The sequence below is a fragment of the Streptomyces sp. NPDC019531 genome, assembly GCF_044903305.1.
Lineage (GTDB): Bacteria > Actinomycetota > Actinomycetes > Streptomycetales > Streptomycetaceae > Streptomyces.
In genome coordinates this window covers 13194-30537 of the sequence record NZ_JBJDQL010000026.1, presented here as the reverse complement: position 1 = coordinate 30537, position 17344 = coordinate 13194, and the positions used below count along the sequence as shown (strand labels likewise).

Annotated in this window: 16 protein-coding genes, 2 tRNA genes and 1 pseudogene; 13 read left to right on the top strand and 6 right to left on the bottom strand. The window is 70.8% G+C overall.

Annotated elements, in window-relative coordinates; genetic code table 11:
- Nucleotides 1-724 precede the first annotated feature (724 nt).
- Both ACI2L1_RS26910 and ACI2L1_RS26905 read right to left on the bottom strand, forming a co-directional pair.
- Nucleotides 725-1237, bottom strand: coding sequence for a GNAT family N-acetyltransferase (locus tag ACI2L1_RS26910; protein WP_404741938.1), 513 nt, complete (start codon nt 1235-1237; stop codon nt 725-727).
- A 13-nt stretch (nt 1238-1250) separates the two neighbouring features.
- Nucleotides 1251-2024 (bottom strand): GntR family transcriptional regulator, encoded by a 774-nt coding sequence (locus ACI2L1_RS26905; RefSeq protein WP_404741937.1) that lies wholly within the window; start codon nt 2022-2024, stop codon nt 1251-1253.
- A gap of 131 nt (nt 2025-2155) precedes the next feature.
- Here ACI2L1_RS26905 and ACI2L1_RS26900 point away from each other — a divergent pair, with 131 nt between their 5' ends.
- From ACI2L1_RS26900 to xerC, 11 genes are all read left to right on the top strand, one after another.
- Entirely contained in the window at nt 2156-2485 is a 330-nt protein-coding gene (locus ACI2L1_RS26900; RefSeq protein ID WP_404741936.1) for a hypothetical protein, read from the top strand.
- 2 nt (nt 2486-2487) lie between these two features.
- Complete coding sequence (locus tag ACI2L1_RS26895) at nt 2488-3834, top strand: FtsK/SpoIIIE domain-containing protein (protein ID WP_404741935.1); 1347 nt, start codon at nt 2488-2490, stop codon at nt 3832-3834.
- Between the two features lie 83 nt (nt 3835-3917).
- The gene (locus ACI2L1_RS26890; protein WP_404741934.1) at nt 3918-4085 is read left to right on the top strand and encodes a hypothetical protein; all 168 of its coding nucleotides are present in this window, start codon (nt 3918-3920) and stop codon (nt 4083-4085) included.
- A 76-nt stretch (nt 4086-4161) separates the two neighbouring features.
- A complete protein-coding gene (locus ACI2L1_RS26885; RefSeq protein WP_404741933.1) occupies nt 4162-4815 on the top strand; it encodes a DUF2637 domain-containing protein in 654 nt (217 codons plus the stop codon).
- Nucleotides 4816-4834: 19 nt separating this feature from the next.
- Nucleotides 4835-5023, top strand: a complete 189-nt coding sequence (locus ACI2L1_RS26880; RefSeq protein ID WP_404741932.1) for a mobile element transfer protein — start codon at nt 4835-4837, stop codon at nt 5021-5023.
- A gap of 11 nt (nt 5024-5034) precedes the next feature.
- Nucleotides 5035-5415: a hypothetical protein gene (locus ACI2L1_RS26875; RefSeq protein ID WP_404741931.1), complete on the top strand. Its 381-nt coding sequence runs from the start codon at nt 5035-5037 to the stop codon at nt 5413-5415.
- Between the two features lie 93 nt (nt 5416-5508).
- Nucleotides 5509-5688 (top strand): hypothetical protein, encoded by a 180-nt coding sequence (locus ACI2L1_RS26870; RefSeq protein WP_404741930.1) that lies wholly within the window; start codon nt 5509-5511, stop codon nt 5686-5688.
- A gap of 5 nt (nt 5689-5693) precedes the next feature.
- Complete coding sequence (locus ACI2L1_RS26865) at nt 5694-5906, top strand: hypothetical protein (protein WP_404741929.1); 213 nt, start codon at nt 5694-5696, stop codon at nt 5904-5906.
- Entirely contained in the window at nt 5903-7327 is a 1425-nt protein-coding gene (repSA, locus tag ACI2L1_RS26860; protein ID WP_404741928.1) for a replication initiator protein RepSA, read from the top strand. Before ACI2L1_RS26865 ends, repSA begins: the two co-directional genes overlap by 4 nt.
- Entirely contained in the window at nt 7324-7533 is a 210-nt protein-coding gene (locus tag ACI2L1_RS26855) for a helix-turn-helix domain-containing protein (protein WP_404741927.1), read from the top strand. The genes repSA and ACI2L1_RS26855 overlap by 4 nt, the downstream gene beginning before the upstream one ends.
- Complete coding sequence (gene xerC, locus ACI2L1_RS26850) at nt 7521-8756, top strand: tyrosine recombinase XerC (RefSeq protein WP_404741926.1); 1236 nt, start codon at nt 7521-7523, stop codon at nt 8754-8756. The genes ACI2L1_RS26855 and xerC overlap by 13 nt, the downstream gene beginning before the upstream one ends.
- A gap of 77 nt (nt 8757-8833) precedes the next feature.
- Here xerC and ACI2L1_RS26845 read toward each other — a convergent pair.
- Both ACI2L1_RS26845 and ACI2L1_RS26840 read right to left on the bottom strand, forming a co-directional pair.
- Nucleotides 8834-8906 (bottom strand) — tRNA-Arg (locus ACI2L1_RS26845).
- 188 nt (nt 8907-9094) lie between these two features.
- Nucleotides 9095-9185: transfer RNA gene (locus tag ACI2L1_RS26840), tRNA-Ser, on the bottom strand.
- A 153-nt stretch (nt 9186-9338) separates the two neighbouring features.
- Here ACI2L1_RS26840 and ACI2L1_RS26835 point away from each other — a divergent pair.
- Both ACI2L1_RS26835 and ACI2L1_RS26830 read left to right on the top strand, forming a co-directional pair.
- A pseudogene (locus ACI2L1_RS26835) lies at nt 9339-9758 on the top strand (SSI family serine proteinase inhibitor); the annotation flags it as partial.
- Nucleotides 9759-9938: 180 nt separating this feature from the next.
- Nucleotides 9939-14435, top strand: a complete 4497-nt coding sequence (locus tag ACI2L1_RS26830) for a PAS domain-containing protein (protein ID WP_404741925.1) — start codon at nt 9939-9941, stop codon at nt 14433-14435.
- 210 nt (nt 14436-14645) lie between these two features.
- On the opposite strand, the gene ACI2L1_RS26825 is transcribed toward ACI2L1_RS26830, so the two are convergent.
- Together ACI2L1_RS26825 and ACI2L1_RS26820 are read right to left on the bottom strand one after the other, a co-directional pair.
- A complete protein-coding gene (locus ACI2L1_RS26825) occupies nt 14646-16304 on the bottom strand; it encodes a long-chain fatty acid--CoA ligase (protein WP_404741924.1) in 1659 nt (552 codons plus the stop codon).
- 348 nt (nt 16305-16652) lie between these two features.
- On the bottom strand, nt 16653-17210 hold the full coding sequence (locus ACI2L1_RS26820; protein WP_404741923.1) for a SigE family RNA polymerase sigma factor: 558 nt from the start codon (nt 17208-17210) through the stop codon (nt 16653-16655).
- Nucleotides 17211-17344 lie beyond the last annotated feature (134 nt).

Genomic DNA, 17344 nt, shown 5'->3' with positions numbered 1-17344 from the left:
CACGACGTTGGGGCCATGATCTTCGAGGCTCCCCCCAAAGTGGCTGCCTAAAGTCACGGAGTCGATCACCCCAGCCACCCACGATCCCCCCGACCACGGCCCGCATGATCCAACGAAGCCCAAGCCGTCGCGCACCTGCTTGTGGAGCACAAAGCGTCCGTTGGGCCCGTGGCCGCACCTGGCGTGCGGGCCTGTGGGCAAGTGCCGTCTTCCCCCAGGATCGGGCCTGGCGGTTGTGGGTCAAGGGAGGGGAATCAGGATCGGTCCGGTGCATCGGCCCATAGGCGGGATCAGAGCGTGAAGCGTGATCACCCCGTGGCAACTATGGGGCCGCGGGGCCGGGGCCGGGGCGGCGCGGGCCGGAGGCAGGAGCGAAGCCCCGAGCCCCGAGCCCGCGGCGGCCCGCAGTGCGGGCCGGTGGGGTGTGATCAACGCAGCGACGACCGGAAGCCGATAGGGCCAGCGCGACCGGATGCCGAAGGCAAGAGCCCCCCGCCCCAGGGGCCATGGCGCCGTAGGCCGGTGACCGCCGGGGATAGAGGCTGAAGCCCTGGGGGTCCGTGAAGCATGGGAGAGCTGAGGTCCCGTGGGTGAGCTGTCGAGTCCTGTTATTCCAAGGTGCGCGACGGCTTGGGCTTCGTTGGATCATGTGGGCCGTGGTCCCAGGGATCACCCTCCCCGCCGGAACGGCGGGGCTTGATGAGGTAGAGAAACCTGTAACAGCTCAGGCATGCGGGGCGACGTACAACACGGCATCGATGCTCTGCCCATTGCCATAGTGATGCGGCGCCCGGCCGATCTCGCGCCAACCGAGACGCTCGTAGAGGCGCATGGCGGCGGCATCCTTGGTCATCACGTCCAAGACGAGCCTCAACCCGTGGTCGGCTGCGTAGCTCATGGCAGCCTGCATGAGGCGTTCTCCCACGGCATGCTTCCTGGCCGCCTTGACGACGAACAGCCTGGCGAGCACTCCGACTCGGCTGGCGCTGTCGCCGCTCTGCTGCGTCCACACCGCGACCGCGTCCTCCCCGTGAGGTCGCATGATCGCCACGTGTCCGACGATGGCTCCGGCGAGTTCCGCCACCCATGCGGCGATCACGTCGTCGGAACGTAGCCACGCCTCAGGGTGAGCAACGCCTTCAACCGGATACCCGTCGGTGGAATGGACGTCGATCAACGCAGCGGCGGCGCTGGCCAGATCATCATTCTCGAACGGGCGGACGATCACGGACTCCACCTGAGGCTCCTCGTTACTCGACTGGCAATTCGTAGAGCAATCCGGTCTGGTCAGCTCGGTGCACGTACCTGGAGACCTCGAAGGGCACTCCGTCTTGGTCGAGGCTCGTGTGCAGGACTTCCAGCACTGGCACCCCGGGCAGGAGGTCGAGGGTTGCGGCCTCTTCAGGTGTGGGCATCCTCGCGCTGATCTCGTCGCGGACGCGCGTCATGACGTGTCCAAGCTCTTCGAGACGGCCGTAGATGCCGTCCTTCCCGGTCTTTGGCTGCATGAGCAGCGTTCCTTGAGCCTCGTCCCATCGCAGGTACGTGGAAACGATCTGAACTGGCACGTCATCCGCGAAGTAGTGGTTCTCCCGATGGACAACGCTCTCTTCGTCCGCGGGCACCTTCAAGCGATCCGCAACGTCGGTCGGCGGCATCTCGCGCGCGATAGACGGGACCTCGATCCGCGCCACCTTGCCCTGGCGCTTTGCTTCCAGCCGGAAGGGTGTCAGCCCGGTCTCACGGTTCTTGAGCGAGTAGCGGTCACTGCCGAACCGGAACAGCCGTTGCGGCTCCCGCACGTAGACGCCACTCCCGTGCTTCGCAGTCACAAGTCCCTGCTCAGCGAGTAGCCGAATGGCCTCACGTGCGGTGTTTCTTGCGGCGCCGTACCTCTCGGCTAGGGCCCGCTCGGACGGCAGCTTGTCGCCGCTTCGAAGCTCCCCGCTCTCGATCAAACGGCGGAGTTCTTCGGCGATGCGCCTGCTAGGCGGCTGCGGGGTCGAGGGGCGAGCGGACGTCATGACCGGAGTCTAGCAACTGGCTCAAGCCACCTTGTTGACCCGAGCGGCATCGTGTGCTCAACTGGCTTAAGCCAGTAAGTGGCTCAAGCCAGTTGGCACACCTCTGGTGTGCCACGACCTAGGAGTGACGTATGCCGTCCTTCAAGATCGACCTTTCGACCGCTGTGGTGTTCGTGGCGACCGCGCCGACACCGAAGATGGTCAACAAGCAGACCGGCGAGATCGCCATCGACAAGGACACCCGCGCCCCGCTGCACACGGTGGGCCTGCTGGTCTCCGACGAGGGTGAGGGCAACCTCTACCAAGTCGCCATTCCCGAGACCGGCCTCCCCGAGGGCCTCGCGCCGGGCATGCCGGTGCGGGTCGTGGGCCTGAAGGCGCGGGACTGGGAGAACGAGTTCAACGGCCAGAAGCGGCACGGGATCAGCTTCCGCGCGGTCGCGATCACGGCGGGGGCCTGACCATGACCGACCTGGTCGTCTACCTCGAAGGTGCGGGCTTAGCGGCTGGCGCCGGTGGCATCGGCTACGCCAAGTACCGTGCGCCGCGCGTGTACTGGTCGCTGGTGGGCCTGCCGGTCACTTGGGGCCGGTTCACCTGCACCTACTCCGCGACGATGGAGGTGTGCGGGCTGACGGTGCAGCCGTCCGGCTTCCGTGCCTTCGTCCGGCGCAACGTGGCCCGCGGGGAGGTGCGGCCGGTGCCGCCGAAGGTCCGCCGCATCCGACCGACCTCGACCGGACTGCGCGTCACCCTGCGCCTGCCCGCCGGTCTGGAGCCTGCCGACCTGGCCGCCTCGACCGAACGCCTACGCCACGCCTGGGGCGTTCGCTCGGTCACCGTGGCGGAGACCAAGCCTGGGTATGTCGAGCTGCGCATGACCGGCTACGACGTGCTGAACCGGGTGCGGCTGCCGCGCAAGGCCCAGCCCCGTGACCTGATCGTCCCGGTCGCGCTCCGGGAGGACGGAACGGTCTACGAGCGCGACTACCGCAAGGTCCCCATGGCGCTCACGCTGGGCGCCAACCAGTCCGGCAAGTCGATGTACCAGCGCAACCTGATCAAGGGCCTCGCCCGCCTGCCTGTCGGGCTGATCGGAATCGACTGCAAGCGCGGTGTCGAGCAAGGGCGCTACGCCCCGCGTCTGTCCGCTCTGGTCACCAACCCTGAAGGGGCCGGACTGCTGATTGATGCGCTGATCGGTGAGATGGAAGAGCGCTTCGACCTGCTGGCCCTCTACGGCGTCTCCGATCTGTGGGAACTGCCGGATCAGGTCCGGCCGGTGCCGCTGATCGTCCTCATTGACGAGATCGCGGAATTGTTCCTGGTCACCTCGAAGAAGGACGAACCGGCCCGCGATCGCACGGTCATGCAGCTCGTTCGTCTGGGGCAGATGGCCCGTGCGGTCGGGATCTTCCTGGAGGTGTGCGGGCAGCGCTTCGGCTCCGACCTCGGCCGCGGCGCCACCGCCCTGCGCGCCCAGCTCACCGGCCGGGTGGTGCACCGCGTCAACGACAAACAGACCGCCGAAATGGGCCTCGGCGACATCGCCCCCGACGCAGTAACCGCGGTGACCGGGATCGCGCCCGACCGCCCGGGTGTGGCGGTGGCCGGTGACACCTCCGGCGGCTGGTCCCGCATCCGCACCCCCGAGACCACCCCGGAGCAAGCCGCCGCGGTGTGCCGGGAGTTCGCTCACCTCGCCCCGGCGCTGCCGTTCCTGGCCCCGTTCCGCCCGGTCGCGCAGCTCACCATGCCGCCGATGCCCGCGGTGCCCCCGCCGGTACCGGCTCAGCCGGTCGGCGACTAACACCCCTCGTTCCACGGTCGGCGTGACCGCTTCGCGCCAGGTCCCTACCCGAGCCATGCCGAAAACCGGAACGGAGATCGCTCATGGCACGCAAGACCAGCAAGCCGAAGACCCGGCCGTGTGAGCCCTGCAAGGGCACCGGCGAGGTCTCCCGCACCGTCCGCGTCGGCCGCAAGCAGCGCGTTGCCGGGCAGCAGACCGGGATCTGCCTGGGCTGCCTGGGCTCCGGCGAGATCCCCGCCGACGACTGAACCCCTGCCCGGGGCCGGGCGGCCGGACACCACTCCCCGCCCCGCCCCGCCCCAACTCCCCGAAGGAGGTGAAGACATGACCCGCTCGATCCGCCTCGATGCCGTCCTGGTTCAGGCCGTGATCGCCGGTGCGCTGTCCTTCGCCCACCTGCACGACCTCGCTGCCGCGGCCGGACAGACCGGATGGAAGGCCTGGGCCTACCCCATCTCCGTTGATCTGCTCCTGGTCGCGGCATGGCGCAGGCTCCGCGCCGATGGCCCGTCCCGGCTGGCCTGGTGCTGGTTCCTGATCGCGCTGGTCGCCTCGCTCGGCGCCAACGTCGCCACCGCCGGGTTCCTCGACCTTCAACACCCTCCGGCCTGGCTGCGGTTCGGCGTCGCCGGATGGCCTGCGCTGGCCTTCCTCGGTGGCACCCTGCTCGCCCATACCCCCACTCCGGCTCCGGCCGGGGACCGGGTGCCGGTCCCGCCGGCGCCCGCAGCCCCGGCCCCCGCACCTACTCCCGCTCCTGAGCCGGAACCGGACCCCGAGCCGGTCACCGCCGCGGAGCCTGCGCCCGCCTTGCCCGAAGCGGCACCCGCGGTGCCTCCGGCCCTGGTTGACCACGCCCGGAAGGTCGCCGCCGAACACCGCACCCGCACGGGCACGGCCATCGACACGGCCACACTGCGTGCCCGCCTCGGCATCCCGGAGGACCTCGCCGGAGCAATCGCCGCCCAACTCGCCTAACCCACAAGGAGGTTCCACCGTGCGACCGAACCGCTTCTACGACGTGATCCGCATCGGCCCCGTCCGGGTCGGCACGTTCAACAACGGCCGCGGCCAGACCCGGCACACCGCCGCGTGCACCGCCCCCGACTGCGGGTTCTCCACCGAGCACCGCGACCGCTCGGCCGCCGAACTCGCCGCCCGCACCCACCACTGCACCACCCGATAGGGGAGGGTCCGATGCAGTTACCGGAGGACCAGCTCCGCGCCGGTCACATCCCCGCCGACCTGTACCGGCAGATCCCGCACGGTGCCGACGTCCGCAAGGTCGTGATCGTGCAAGAGGCGCCGCGCTCCTACAAGGGCCCCATCGTCTTGACCCTGGTCATCGCCTCGGCCGCGGTGGTGGTGCTCCTGGTCATCGCGTTCGTCGCTCAGGTCGTTGCCGCCTCGGCCGTTGCGGTGCTGTCCGCGTCCGGCGGGCTCGGCTACACGATCAACCGCAGCTCGAAGAAGCGGGAGTTATCCCGCGCGGGCTCTCGTCGGCGCTCCCGCTCGCCGCGCAAGCACCCCGTCCGCAGGGCCCGGCCCGTCCGGTCCTCGCGCCGCTACCGCAAGTAGCACCCTCCGGGGCGGCCTCTACCGCCAAGTATCCGCCGCCCCGGACGGCTTCACCACTTCCCGATCAACTGATCCGAAAGGGCTCCGTCCATCATGCCTGTCCGTCTCATCAACCGTCCGGTCTGCCGTAACTGCGACGGCTTCCCCGTCGTCTCGGTCACCACCGGCGACCGCCACACTGATGGTTCCCGCGTGCTGCTGCGCGTCGTCTGCCACGCCTGCCAGGGCACCGGCCACACCCACCGTGCCGCCCTCGTCCGGGCTGGGAGGTGACCGGGATGTTCCGCAAACTCCCCGCCAGCCTCACCCCGACCGAGGACAGCCCCGGCCTGCGCGTCAAGGGCGCCACCAAGTACAGCGGCTCCCAGGGCGACTACGTGTGCGGCGGCTGCGGCGCCGAGGACCACGCCAACGGCGACACCGACGTCAAGGCCCTGGTCCAGGACTACACCGACAACCACGGCCCCGCACACCGCGGCGGTCGCCGATGAACGACACCGCCACCCTGGCGGGCCTGGACGCGGCCACCCTCGGCGACGTGCTGAGGGTGGCCGGTCGGCCTGACTTCGACCGCTGGCAAGAACAGATCCGCCGTACCGGCGGCTGCTCCGACCCGATCCGCCTCATGGGCGGAACCAAGACCATCGACCCGGCCACCAAGACCGTGCTCCACGCCTACACGACCGAGCACGAGCCGGGCGGCATGCTCCGCATCGCCTGCGGCAACCGGCGCGCCTCCCGCTGCCCGGCCTGCGCCTGGACCTACGCAGGAGACACCTACCACCTCATCCGCGCCGGACTCATCGGCGACCCCGCCAAAGGCACCCCGCCCACCGTCCGCGACCACCCCCGCGTCTTCGCCACCCTCACCGCCCCGTCCTTCGGCCCGGTCCACAACCGCCCCGGCAACCGGCCCTGCCGCTGCGGCATCCGCCACGGCGAGGACACCCCCGAACTCGGCACCCCCCTCAACCCCGACACCTACGACTACGCGGGCGCGGTGCTGTGGAACAACCACGCCTCCGACCTGTGGCGCTACTTCACGATCTACCTGCGCCGCGAGATCGCCCGCCGGGCCGGACTCACCCAGAAGGCTGCCCGCGAGCAGTCCCGGATCTCCTTCGGCAAGGTCGCCGAGTACCAGAAACGCGGGGCCGTGCACTTCCATGCTGTGATCCGCTTCGACGGCCCCGAAGGGCCCGACTCCCCGCCCCCGCCCTGGGCCACCCTCGATCTCCTCACTGAGTCGATCCGTGCCGCCGCGGCCCGCGTCGCAGTCGACGTGCCCCCGGCCCGCTATCAGCCGAATCCCAAGCAACCGGCGATCACGCAACCGGCCCGCACGCTGCGCTGGGGCACACAGCTCGATGTCCAGCCGATCGGCGCCTTCGGTCATGGCGAAGAGATCACTGAAGCGGCCGTTGCCTCCTACGTCGCCAAGTACGCCACCAAGGCAGCCGAAACGACCGGCACGGTTGATCGTCGCATCGGCAACAAAGAGGCACTCGTGCTACTCGACGTGCCCGACCACCCCGCCCGGCTCATCGCGGCCTGCCTCGACCTCCACGACCTCTACCCGGACCGCAAGCTCCGCGACTGGGCACACATGCTCGGCTTCCGCGGCCACTTCAGCACGAAGTCCCGCCAGTACTCGACCACCCTCGGCGCCCTGCGGCAGGTCCGTGCCGACTACCGAGCCGCCCAGCAACGCCAAGCCCTCGGCCTGCCCGACCCCGATGACACCCCGGAGGTAACGACGCTCACCCTCGCCCACTGGACCTACGCCGGACACGGCTACACGCCCGGTGAATCCTGGCTCGCCGCCAACATCCGCCGGGACATCGAGCACAACCGCGAGATCGCACGCGAGGAACTACCCGCCCTGCTCGACCAGGAAGGAGCCGCCGCATGACCACCACAGTGATCGAAAGGAAGTGGTACACCACCCCTGAGGTCGCCGAAATGCTCGGCTACAGCCTCTCCAAGACCAAGATGCTGATCCTCACCGGGGAGATCCGCTCTATAAAGGACGGCCGTAGCCGCCGCATCCTCCCCCGCTACGTAGACGAGTACATCGAGCGTCGTGCACAGGAAGCCGAACAGGGGTGGTCGGCATGAGCGGCAAGCGCGGCAACGGTGAAGGCTCGATCTACCCGTACAAGAACGGCTACGCGGCCTATGTCTGGGTGACCAAGCCGGACGGCAAGAGGGCGCGGAAGTACGCCTACGGCAAGACCCGTGAAGAGGTACATGAGAAGTGGCTCAACCTCCATGCGGAGGCGAAGAAGGGGCCGGTAGCCACTCGCCACCGGACGCTGGACGCCTTCCTCGTGTACTGGCTCGACTCGATCGTCAAGCCGAATCTGGCGCCCCTGACGTACGTCTCGTATGAGGGTTCCGTCCGCCTCTACATCGCCCCGTACCTCGGTGGGAAGCGTCTCGACCGGCTCACGGTCCGGGATGTCCGCGAGTGGCTGACCAAGCTGGCGACCGTCTGCCAGTGCTGTGCACAGGGCAAGGACAAGAAGCGGGCGCCCGCTCGGCGGAAGTGCTGCGATGTCGGGGAGTGCTGCGAGTCGTATCCGTCCCGCCGCGTGATCCAAGCCGCGCGCGATGCCCTGCGGGCTGCCCTGACGCACGCAGTGACCGAAGAAGAGATCAGCAAGAACGTGGCCTCCCTGGTGAAGGTGCCCAAGCCTCGACGTCGCCGGATCAAGCCGTGGTCCGTCGCCGAAGCCGGGCAGTTCCTCACCGATGCCGCCGCCCGCGATGACCACCTGTTCGCGGCCTGGGTCCTGGTGCTCTGCCTCGGCCTGCGTCGCGGTGAGGTCTTGGGACTGACGTGGAAGTCCGTCGACTTCGAGCGCGGTGAGCTGTACGTCGACCACCAGATCCAGCGCGCCGGGCGCGAGATCCTGCACCGCGAGACCAAGACCGAGGACTCAGACGACTTCCTGCCCCTGCCCGCGCTCTGCCTCAAGGCACTCCGGATGCGCCGGGCTCAGCAGCTCGGCGACCGGAAAGCCGCCGGGGAACTGTGGCAGGGCAGTCATGACCTGATCTTCACCACGAAGTACGGCACCCCGATCGAGCCAGGGAACATGACGCGCATGTTTGCCCTTCGGGCTCGCCGCGCCGGACTCCGCGTCATCCCGCTCCGGAACACCCGGCACACATGCAGCTCGCTCCTGGTCGCCCTCAAGGTGCACCCGAAGGTTGCTCAACGCATCCTTCGACACTCGCAGATCGCCATGACGATGGAGGTCTACGCCGAAGCGAGCGAGGAAGAGGTGCGCGCCGCGATCGGCAAGCTGTCCGACGCGATGGGCAGTACGGGCTGATGCGGTTGCTGTACTTCGCTGCTGTACACCTATGAAACGTCAAAGGCCCCGGAGAGATCCGGGGCCTTTGACCTGTGTGCACTCGGCAGGATTCGAACCTGCAACCTTCTGATCCGTAGTCAGATGCTCTATCCGTTAAGCTACGAGTGCTTGTTCTGTTTTCTCGCCGATCCTTGCCCTACCGGGCCGCTCGCGGCGACAGGAAGAACATTACATGACTGCCGGTCGCATGTGAAATCCGTTTGCCGTAGCCCTTGTGAGCTGTGGAAAGGCCCCGAGAATGGCCGATGGGACGACGAAGCCCCGGTCCGCTGGACCGGGGCTTCGGTGATCTTGCGCGGAGGCGGAGGGATTTGAACCCTCGATGGGATTTAAGTCCCAAACCGCATTAGCAGTGCGGCGCCATAGACCGGACTAGGCGACGCCTCCCGCACAGCCGCCCGCGCGAGCGCGAGTGGTGCGTGCAGATGATGACACAGCCGAAGGTCGTGCCACCAATCGGCTCCCACGGTACTAGGCAGGCGGGGCGCAGGGCAAAGTGCTTCCGCGCAACGTACGGCGCCGTCCGGCGTTAGTCAGGGCATGTCACACATCATCCGGTTCCGCCGGCTCACGCGGTTGAGCCCGCTCCCGCTGTTCCTCGTCGCCCTCGCACCGGCCCCCGCCTCCGCGCACCCGGCCCACGGCGACCACCTCACCGTCACCGTCCGCGACACGGGAAGCGGCGCCGACGGGACCTTCGAAGTCGACTGTCACCCCGCGCGCGGCAGCCATCCCGATCCCGGCGGAGCGTGCGCGGCCCTGGAGCGGAACACCAGGTGGGGGCGCGACACCTTCGCCCCCGTCCCCGAGGGCAGCGTCTGCACGATGCTCTACGGCGGCCCCGCCACCGCCCATGTCACGGGTACCTGGGCCGGGCGACCCGTGGACTCCTGGTTCGACCGGAGCGACGGGTGCGACATCGCTCGCTGGGACCGGTTCGTGCCGCTCCTCCCCAGCATGGACACCCAACCCCCGAGAGGCGGTCACACGTTCTACTTCACTTCGTCGTGCGACCTCCCTCTCATCCAGCACCCCCCGCACAACGGCTGCGCTTAGACTCCCTCGCGTGACACGTCGCGGGCCCCTTGGCAAGATGGCCCGAGCGGTCGGCAAGGTGCGGTAACAGGGAGGAAGCGTCTCGTGAGCAGCAGGCCATCCCGAGGCGCTGCTCGCCTCGCAGCCATACTGGACGCGCTTCCCGACGCGTTGGTGCTGGTCAACGCCAATGGGACCGTCGTCAACGCCAACACCATCGCGCTGGAGGCGTTCGAGGCGCCGGGCACCGCTCTGGTCGGGCGCGGGCTGCTCGATCTGCTGCCGGAGTTCGACTCACGGCTCATCCCCGGGTCCATGCGGCGGCCCGACCACATGGACCCGCGCGGACGGACCAAGCCGACCCGGATGGTGGCGAGGAGGACCGACGGCACCGAGTTCCCCGTCGAGGTCACCAGCGCGAACCTGGAGAACGGCCAGCAGGCCTACGACGGTTACGGCTACAGCGGCGACGAGTTGCTCATGCTCGTCGTACGGGACCTGACCGGGACCGTCGACACCGAGGCCGAGCTGGCGCGCTCGCAGCGGCAGACCGAGATGATCCTGCGGGCCGCGTCCGAGGGGGTCGTGGGCACCGACACCGACGGGCGGATCGTCCTCGTCAACCCGGCCGCCGCTCAGATACTGGGTTACCGGGCCAGCGACCTCGGCGGACGCGAGCTCCACGACCTCATCCTGCACTCGCGCACCGACGGCACCCCGTTCCCGTACGAGGAGTCCCCGCTCGCCGACACCCTGCGCTCCGGGCGCAAGCACCGGGTGCGCGGGCAGGTGCTGTGGTCGAAGAAGGGCGAGAAGGTCCCGGTCGACCTGACGACCGCGCCGGTGCGCGACGGCGACCAGCTCGTCGGCGCCGTACTCACCTTCACCGACCGGCGGCCGTACGACTCCCTCGCCGAGGAGAAGACCGCCGCCGAGAAGGCCCACGCCGAGGAACTGGAGCGGATCGAGGAGGAGCACGCCTCCGAACTCACCGCGCTGCGCCAGAAGCACATCACCGAGCTGGAGGAGCTCCAGGAGCGGCACGACGAGGAACTCGCCGCGGGCGAGGACCGGTACGCCGCTCTCGGGGAGCGTGAGAAGGACCGCTACGAGGCCCTCGCCGGTCGGCATGATCAGCTGCTGACGCTGCTCGGACGCTCGTTGCGCGGGCCCCTCGACGAGCTGCGCCGTGAACTGGCCGCGCTCGCTGCCGACGACGCCGGACAGCTGTGGCCCGAGGCCAACCAGGTCCTGCACCATCTCTCGGCCGGCTACTCCCGCATCACCAACCTCATCGACAACGTCCTCGGCTACCAGCTCCTCGACGCGGGCACCGACAGCATCGCCCGTACGAAAGTGATGCTGGACGCCGTGGTCGCCGCCGGTGTGGACGGTGCGGTCGAGCTCATCGGGCCCGGGCGCGTCCAGTTCGCCGTGCACGCGCCGCCCATCGAGGCCGAGGTCGACGCCCAGCGCCTCGCGACCGCGCTCGCGCATCTCATCGCGGACGTCGCAGGCGTCGACGCGACCGGGAACTCGCCCGTGTCCGCGGGCGGTTACATGGACAACACCGTCGTGGTGGCGGCCGCGCAGCGCGGCGAGGGCGTGCGCATCGAGGTGCGCGGGCCGTATGCCGGGGGAGACCCGGTGCACGAACCGATCGTGCGCGGGATCGTGCGCGCCCACGGCGGTGTGCTGCAGACGCACGAGGTGCCGGGCATGAGCGGCAACGCGTACGTCCTCGAAGTGCCCATCGGCGGTGGCGCGGGGGCCGTCGCGGCTCCCGGACCGGCCGCGCTGGAGGCCGCTCCCGTGGCAGCCGCTCCCGTGGCGGCCGCTCCCGCCGAGGGCGGCGGGCGGCGGCGGGCCCGACGGTCCTCCACCGACTCCTTCCTGGACGGCGATGTACCGGCCGAGAACGACGAGTCCGTGGCACCCACCGGGCGGCGCAGGCGTCGGGCGGCGGCAGCCGAGCAGGAACAGGCCGTGTCCATGCCGGCGCAGGCCTCCGTCGACGACGGGGACGGCTCCGGCGGCACCGGACGGCGCCGCGGACGGCCCGCCGAAGGCGCCGAGGCCGGAGAGTTCACGGAGTCCGAAGAGCCCGGAGAGCCCGGCGTCTCCGAGGGTGCCGTGATGACCGCCGCCGAGCATGCCGCGGGGGCCGCGGCCGTGGGGACCGGGCTCGGCGGGACCGTGCCGCCGCAGGGTGTGCCCGCGCCCACCGGGCGGCGGGCCCGGCGCGACGGCGGAGAGCAGCACGCGCTGCCGGCGGCGTTGCCCGCGGGCGGCTCCGCCGAGTCGGGCCAGGGCCAGGGACAGGGCCAGGGCCAGCTTCAGGTGGCCGGGCAGGGTTCGCCCGGCGACGGCACACCGCCGCAGGACGGGCGCCGACGGCGGGCGCTGGCCGCCGCGTCGGAGCGCGCCGCCGCGCAGGAGGCGGCCCCCCGCTCGGTGTTCGCCCTCCCGCCCGCCGAGGCGGACCGGCCGGCCGACGGCACGGCCGCGACGGGAGCCGCGCAGGTGCAGCCCCAGACACAGGGCCCGGTTCCGGGCCAGGTTCAGGGACAGGTGCCGGGTCAGGCGCAGGTCCCCGGTCAAGCGCAGATGCCCGGGCAGGCGTCGGCTTCCGCCCCCGTCCCGGCCAACGGGCTCGTCCAGGTCCCCGGCCAGGCCGTCCCCGTCCCCGTTCCCGGTCAGCCCGTCCCTACCGACGGCCACGGTCACGGCGACGACGGCCGGCACGACGCCGTCCCGCACGACCAGTCCGACGACCACACCCCGCCGCAGCCGCACCCCACCACCGCGCCGACCGGCCGTCGACGCCGGGCTGTGGCGCAGCCGGCGGAAGCCGCGGGTACGCCCGCGCAGGAGGTTCCGGTACAGCCCGCCGCCGCTCCCGGCGGCCAACCGGTCGCACCGGGACAACCCGTTCCCGCGGCAGTTCCTACGGCCCCTGCCCAGCAGGTCCCCGCAGCGGTGCCGCCGGGCCAGTTCCCGGGCGTCCCCGTGCAGAACGCGACCGGACAGGTCGGCCTGGTCCCGCAGACCGCACCCGCCCCGGCCCCGGCCGTCCAGGCCCCCGCCCCGGGACAGCCGGTCCCCGGGCAGGGTGGCGTCCCGGCCCAGGCCGGACTCACCCCCGCGCAGGCCGTACCGGCCCCCGGCCAGCCCCTCCCCGCCGAGGCACCCCAGCCGTGGCCCACCGCCCACGACGCCCACGATGCCACCGACGGCGCCGCCACCGCCGTACCCCCGAACCAGACCCCGAACCAACCCGCGGCCCAACCCGCGCAGCCCCCTGAAGCCGGACAGCCCACCCCGCCGCCCGGCACCCCCCTGCCCACGGGGGCGGCGCAGGCCCGGGCCGCGCAGCCGCTGCCCGCCGAAGCCGCGGCGACCGCCGACGGCACCCTCGCCGCACCTCCCGCACCTCCCGCACCCTCCGCACCCGTCGACCCGAACTCGACCCAGGGACGGGCGATCAGCGTGCGGACTCTCGGTCAGGGTGTTCCGTTCACCCGGCAGGCCGTCCAGGTGCAGCAGCCGGGGACGGCCACGCCTCCCCCGCACCAGACGAGCGGTTCGGGGCGGCGGCGCAAGCTCGGCACCCGGCCCGAGCCCGTGGCCGCCGCGGCCCCGGAGCAGGCGGCTCGTCCGCATCCGACCGCCGGACAGACCGTACCGGCGCAGGCATCGCAGCCCCAGCCCTCGCTGGCCGGGCAGTCGCGGCTCGCGCACGCCACCGAGGCGGCCGGACGGTCGTACGCCATAGGGGCGCCCGACGAGAACGCCGCCGAGGGGCCCGAGCCGCTGGACGGTCCCGGTGGGGCCGTCGAGATCCCGGACACCCCCCGGCCGCAGCCGATGGACGACGAGCTGCCCCCGGAGCCGCTGGACAACCCGCGGCGGCTGCTGGTGTGGCCCGCGCCGGACGTGACGACCCAGCAGGCGCTCAGCGACCGCGGGTACCGGCCGGTCATCGTGCACTCCCGGGAAGAGGTCGACGCGCAGATCGCCGCCTTCCCCGCCGCGCTGTTCGTGGACCCGCTGACCGGGCCGATCACGCGTACCGCGCTGCAGTCGCTGCGGACTGCGGCGGTCGCCGCCGAGGTGCCGGTCATGGTGACCGCCGGGCTCGGGCAGGCCTCTCGGGAAGCGGCGTACGGCGCCGACCCCGCCGTACTGCTGAAGGCACTGGCGCCTCGGGACAGCGAGCAGCACCCGCCGCGCGTGCTGCTCATCGAGGAGCACGCGGAGATCGCGCTGGCGCTGACGGCGACGTTGGAGCGGCGGGGGATGCAGGTCGCCCGCGCGGCGAGTGACGCGGACGCGGTGACGCTCGCGGGGCAGCTCAGGCCCAACCTCGTCGTGATGGACCTGATGCAGGTGCACAAGCGGCGGGCCGGGATCGTGGACTGGCTGCGGGCGAACGGGCAGCTGAACCGTACGCCGTTGGTCGTGTACACGGCTGCCGTGGATCAGGCGGACCTGCCTCGGCTGGCTTCCGGGGAGACCGTGCTGTTCCTCGCGGAGCGGTCCACCAGCGCGGAGGTTCAGTCGCGGATCGTGGACCTGCTGGCCAGGATCGGGACCAACTGAGGGACGGGGCGGGGGAGGAGCGTCGTGTGCCGGGCGCTGTGGCGCTGCCCTGTCCGGCGAGGGCGAAGAGCCGCTCGGCGGAGGCTCGTCACCTCGGCGCGGCGGTGAGGGGGCCGTCGTCCGCCGGGAGGCTTCTGCCGTACGGCGATCAGGGCGCCCGGCGCCCGGTCCTGGCCCGGGGTGCCCCGACCGCCGTGTCCCTCATCCAGCTCAGAGCTGAGTGACGTCCAGCTCGCCGTCCGCGTACTGCCTGCGCAGCACCTTTTTGTCGAACTTTCCGACGCTCGTCTTCGGGACCGCCGTGATGATCGACCAGCGCTCCGGGAGCTGCCACTTTGCGATCTTGCAGGCGTCGCTCGCGAGGAAGGCGCGCAGGGACTCGAAGTCGGCGGTGGAGCCCTCCTTGAGGACGACCGTGGCCAGCGGGCGCTCGCCCCACTTCTCGTCGGGGACGGCCACCACGGCGGCTTCGGTGACCTCGGGGTGCGACATCAGCGCGTTCTCCAATTCCACCGAGGAGATCCACTCGCCGCCGGACTTGATGACGTCCTTGGCGCGGTCGGTGAGGGTCAGGAAGCCGTCCGCGCTGATCGTGCCGACGTCGCCCGTCTTCAGCCAGCCGTCCTCGCTGAACTTGTCGGCGGGGCGCAGGGGTTCGGCGTCCGGGCCGTTGTAGTAGGCGCCGGCGATCCAGGGGCCGCGGACCTCCAGCTCGCCCGCGGACTCGCCGTCCCAGGGCAGGCGTTCGCCGCCGGGTCCGGTGAGGCGGGCCTCGACGGAAGTCGGGAAGCGGCCCTGGGTGAGGCGGTAGGCGAACTCCTTCTCGGTGCCGACAACCTGGGCCGGCGGGCGGGCGATGGTGCCGAGCGGGGAGGTCTCCGTCATGCCCCAGGCGTGGAAGACGCGCATGCCCAGCTTGTCGAAGGCCTCCATGAGGGAGGGCGGGCAGGCCGAGCCGCCGATGGTGACCTGGGTGAGGCAGGAGACGTCACGCGGCTTCGCGGTCAGCTCGCCGAGCAGGCCCTGCCAGATGGTGGGGACGGCGGCCGCGTGGCTCGGCCGCTCCCGCTCGATCATCTCGGCGAGGGGCGCGGGCTGCAGGAAGCGGTCCGGCATCAGCAGGTTGACGCCGGTCATGAAGGTGGCGTGCGGCAGGCCCCAGGCGTTGACGTGGAACTGGGGGACGACCACGAGCGAGGTGTCCTGGTCGGTCAGACCCATCGACTGGGCCATGTTGACCTGCATGGAGTGCAGGTAGATCGAACGGTGGCTGAAGACCACGCCCTTGGGGTCGCCGGTGGTGCCGGAGGTGTAGCACATGGCGGCGGCCTGGCGTTCGTCCAGCTCGGGCCAGTCGTAGGTGGTGGGCTTGCCCGCGATGAGGTCCTCGTACTCGTGCACGCGCGCGTGGGAGCCTTCGAGGGCCGCGCGGTCGCCGGGTCCTGAGACCACCACGTGCTCGACCGTCTTGAGGTGCGGGAGCAGCGGGGCGAGCAGGGGGAGCAGCGAGCCGTTGGCGATGACGACCCGGTCGGCCGCGTGGTTGACGATCCACGCCAGTTGCTCGACCGGGAGGCGGAGGTTGAGGGTGTGCAGGACGGCGCCCATGGAGGGGATCGCGAAGTAGGCCTCGACATGCTCCGCGTTGTTCCACATGAGGGTGCCGACCCGCTCGTCCCCGGTGACGCCGAGGTCCTCGCGCAGGGCGTGCGCCAGCTGGGCGGCGCGGGCGCCGATCTCGGCGTAGGAACGGCGGTGCGGCTCAGGCTCGCCCGTCCAGGTGGTCACCTGTGAGGTGCCGTGGATCGACGACCCGTGGGTCAGGATCCTGGAGATCAGCAGCGGTACGTCCTGCATGGTGCTCAGCACGGCGTCCTCCCGGTGGCGACATTGCCTGCGCGGTCGTAAGGGGTCGCGCCGATTCTGCGCACATACCGCGCGGTATGTCACTAGAGCCGGGCGATCGATCACGTCACGATGCCCTCACAACGGCCGGCCGTCACGCACGGTTCCCTACCGGGCGGGATCGACGGGGCCGCTGGAGGCGCCGGCATCGGCTGGACGTCCGGAGCGCGCCGCCGCGGACACACGTGTGTGGTCGGCTGTGGCGCGCAGATGTGCGTCCTCCGCGCGCGCAGGACGGGCGGCGTCGGCGCTATCGGAGTCCCCCCGCGCGCGTGGACCGCGGACGCCCCTGGCCGGCCTCCTGGGGGCCCGTCACCGGGCGAGCACCAGCTCGGAATCCTCGCGCAGCTTGCCCAGCGCCCGGGACACCGCCGACTTCACGGTCCCCACGGACACCCCGAGCACCTCGGCTGTCTGCACCTCGCTGAGGTCCTCGTAGTACCTGAGGACGACCATCGCCCGCTGTCGCTCCGGCAGCTTCATGATCGCCCGCCACATCGCGTCGTGCAGCGCCTGCTGCTCGGCGGGGTCGTCGTCGCCGGGCACCGGGTCGGGCTCGGGGATCTCGTCGGTGGCGAACTCGTCGACCTTGCGCTTGCGCCACTGCGAGGTGCGGGTGTTCAGCAGGGCCCGGCGCACATAGCCGTCGAGGGCCCGGTGGTCCTCGATGCGCTCCCAGGCGACGTAGGTCTTGGTCAGGGCGGTCTGCAGCAGGTCCTCGGCGTCGCTCGGGTTCGCGGTCAGCGACCGGGCGGTACGCAGCAACACCGGCTGGCGGGCCTTCACGTACGAGGCGAACGAGGGGTATGCGAGGGTCTGCGTCGCCGGTAGGGCGGCCTTCGAAGCGCTGGTGCAGACGGGTGTGGTCATGGCTCCACGCTAGATTCGCGACCGCCTCCCGCTCATCGGCCACAGGTCCCGAAGAAGACTCCCCCTCAGGTTGTAGAGGTGGGGCTGGCTGCACCTCCTGAAGGTGGACGAGGGAGGCACGTCTACTGCGGGTT

Excerpts from the sequence above, each read along its gene's own strand:
- ACI2L1_RS26905 (WP_404741937.1), bottom strand. The coding sequence starts at position 2,024 with ATGACGTCCGCTCGCCCCTCGACCCCGCAGCCGCCTAGCAGGCGCATC.
- ACI2L1_RS26900 (WP_404741936.1), top strand. The coding sequence starts at position 2,156 with ATGCCGTCCTTCAAGATCGACCTTTCGACCGCTGTGGTGTTCGTGGCG.
- ACI2L1_RS26895 (WP_404741935.1), top strand. The coding sequence starts at position 2,488 with ATGACCGACCTGGTCGTCTACCTCGAAGGTGCGGGCTTAGCGGCTGGC.
- ACI2L1_RS26890 (WP_404741934.1), top strand. The coding sequence starts at position 3,918 with ATGGCACGCAAGACCAGCAAGCCGAAGACCCGGCCGTGTGAGCCCTGC.
- ACI2L1_RS26885 (WP_404741933.1), top strand. The coding sequence starts at position 4,162 with ATGACCCGCTCGATCCGCCTCGATGCCGTCCTGGTTCAGGCCGTGATC.
- ACI2L1_RS26875 (WP_404741931.1), top strand. The coding sequence starts at position 5,035 with ATGCAGTTACCGGAGGACCAGCTCCGCGCCGGTCACATCCCCGCCGAC.
- ACI2L1_RS26870 (WP_404741930.1), top strand. The coding sequence starts at position 5,509 with ATGCCTGTCCGTCTCATCAACCGTCCGGTCTGCCGTAACTGCGACGGC.
- ACI2L1_RS26865 (WP_404741929.1), top strand. The coding sequence starts at position 5,694 with ATGTTCCGCAAACTCCCCGCCAGCCTCACCCCGACCGAGGACAGCCCC.
- repSA (WP_404741928.1), top strand. The coding sequence starts at position 5,903 with ATGAACGACACCGCCACCCTGGCGGGCCTGGACGCGGCCACCCTCGGC.
- ACI2L1_RS26855 (WP_404741927.1), top strand. The coding sequence starts at position 7,324 with ATGACCACCACAGTGATCGAAAGGAAGTGGTACACCACCCCTGAGGTC.
- ACI2L1_RS26820 (WP_404741923.1), bottom strand. The coding sequence starts at position 17,210 with ATGACCACACCCGTCTGCACCAGCGCTTCGAAGGCCGCCCTACCGGCG.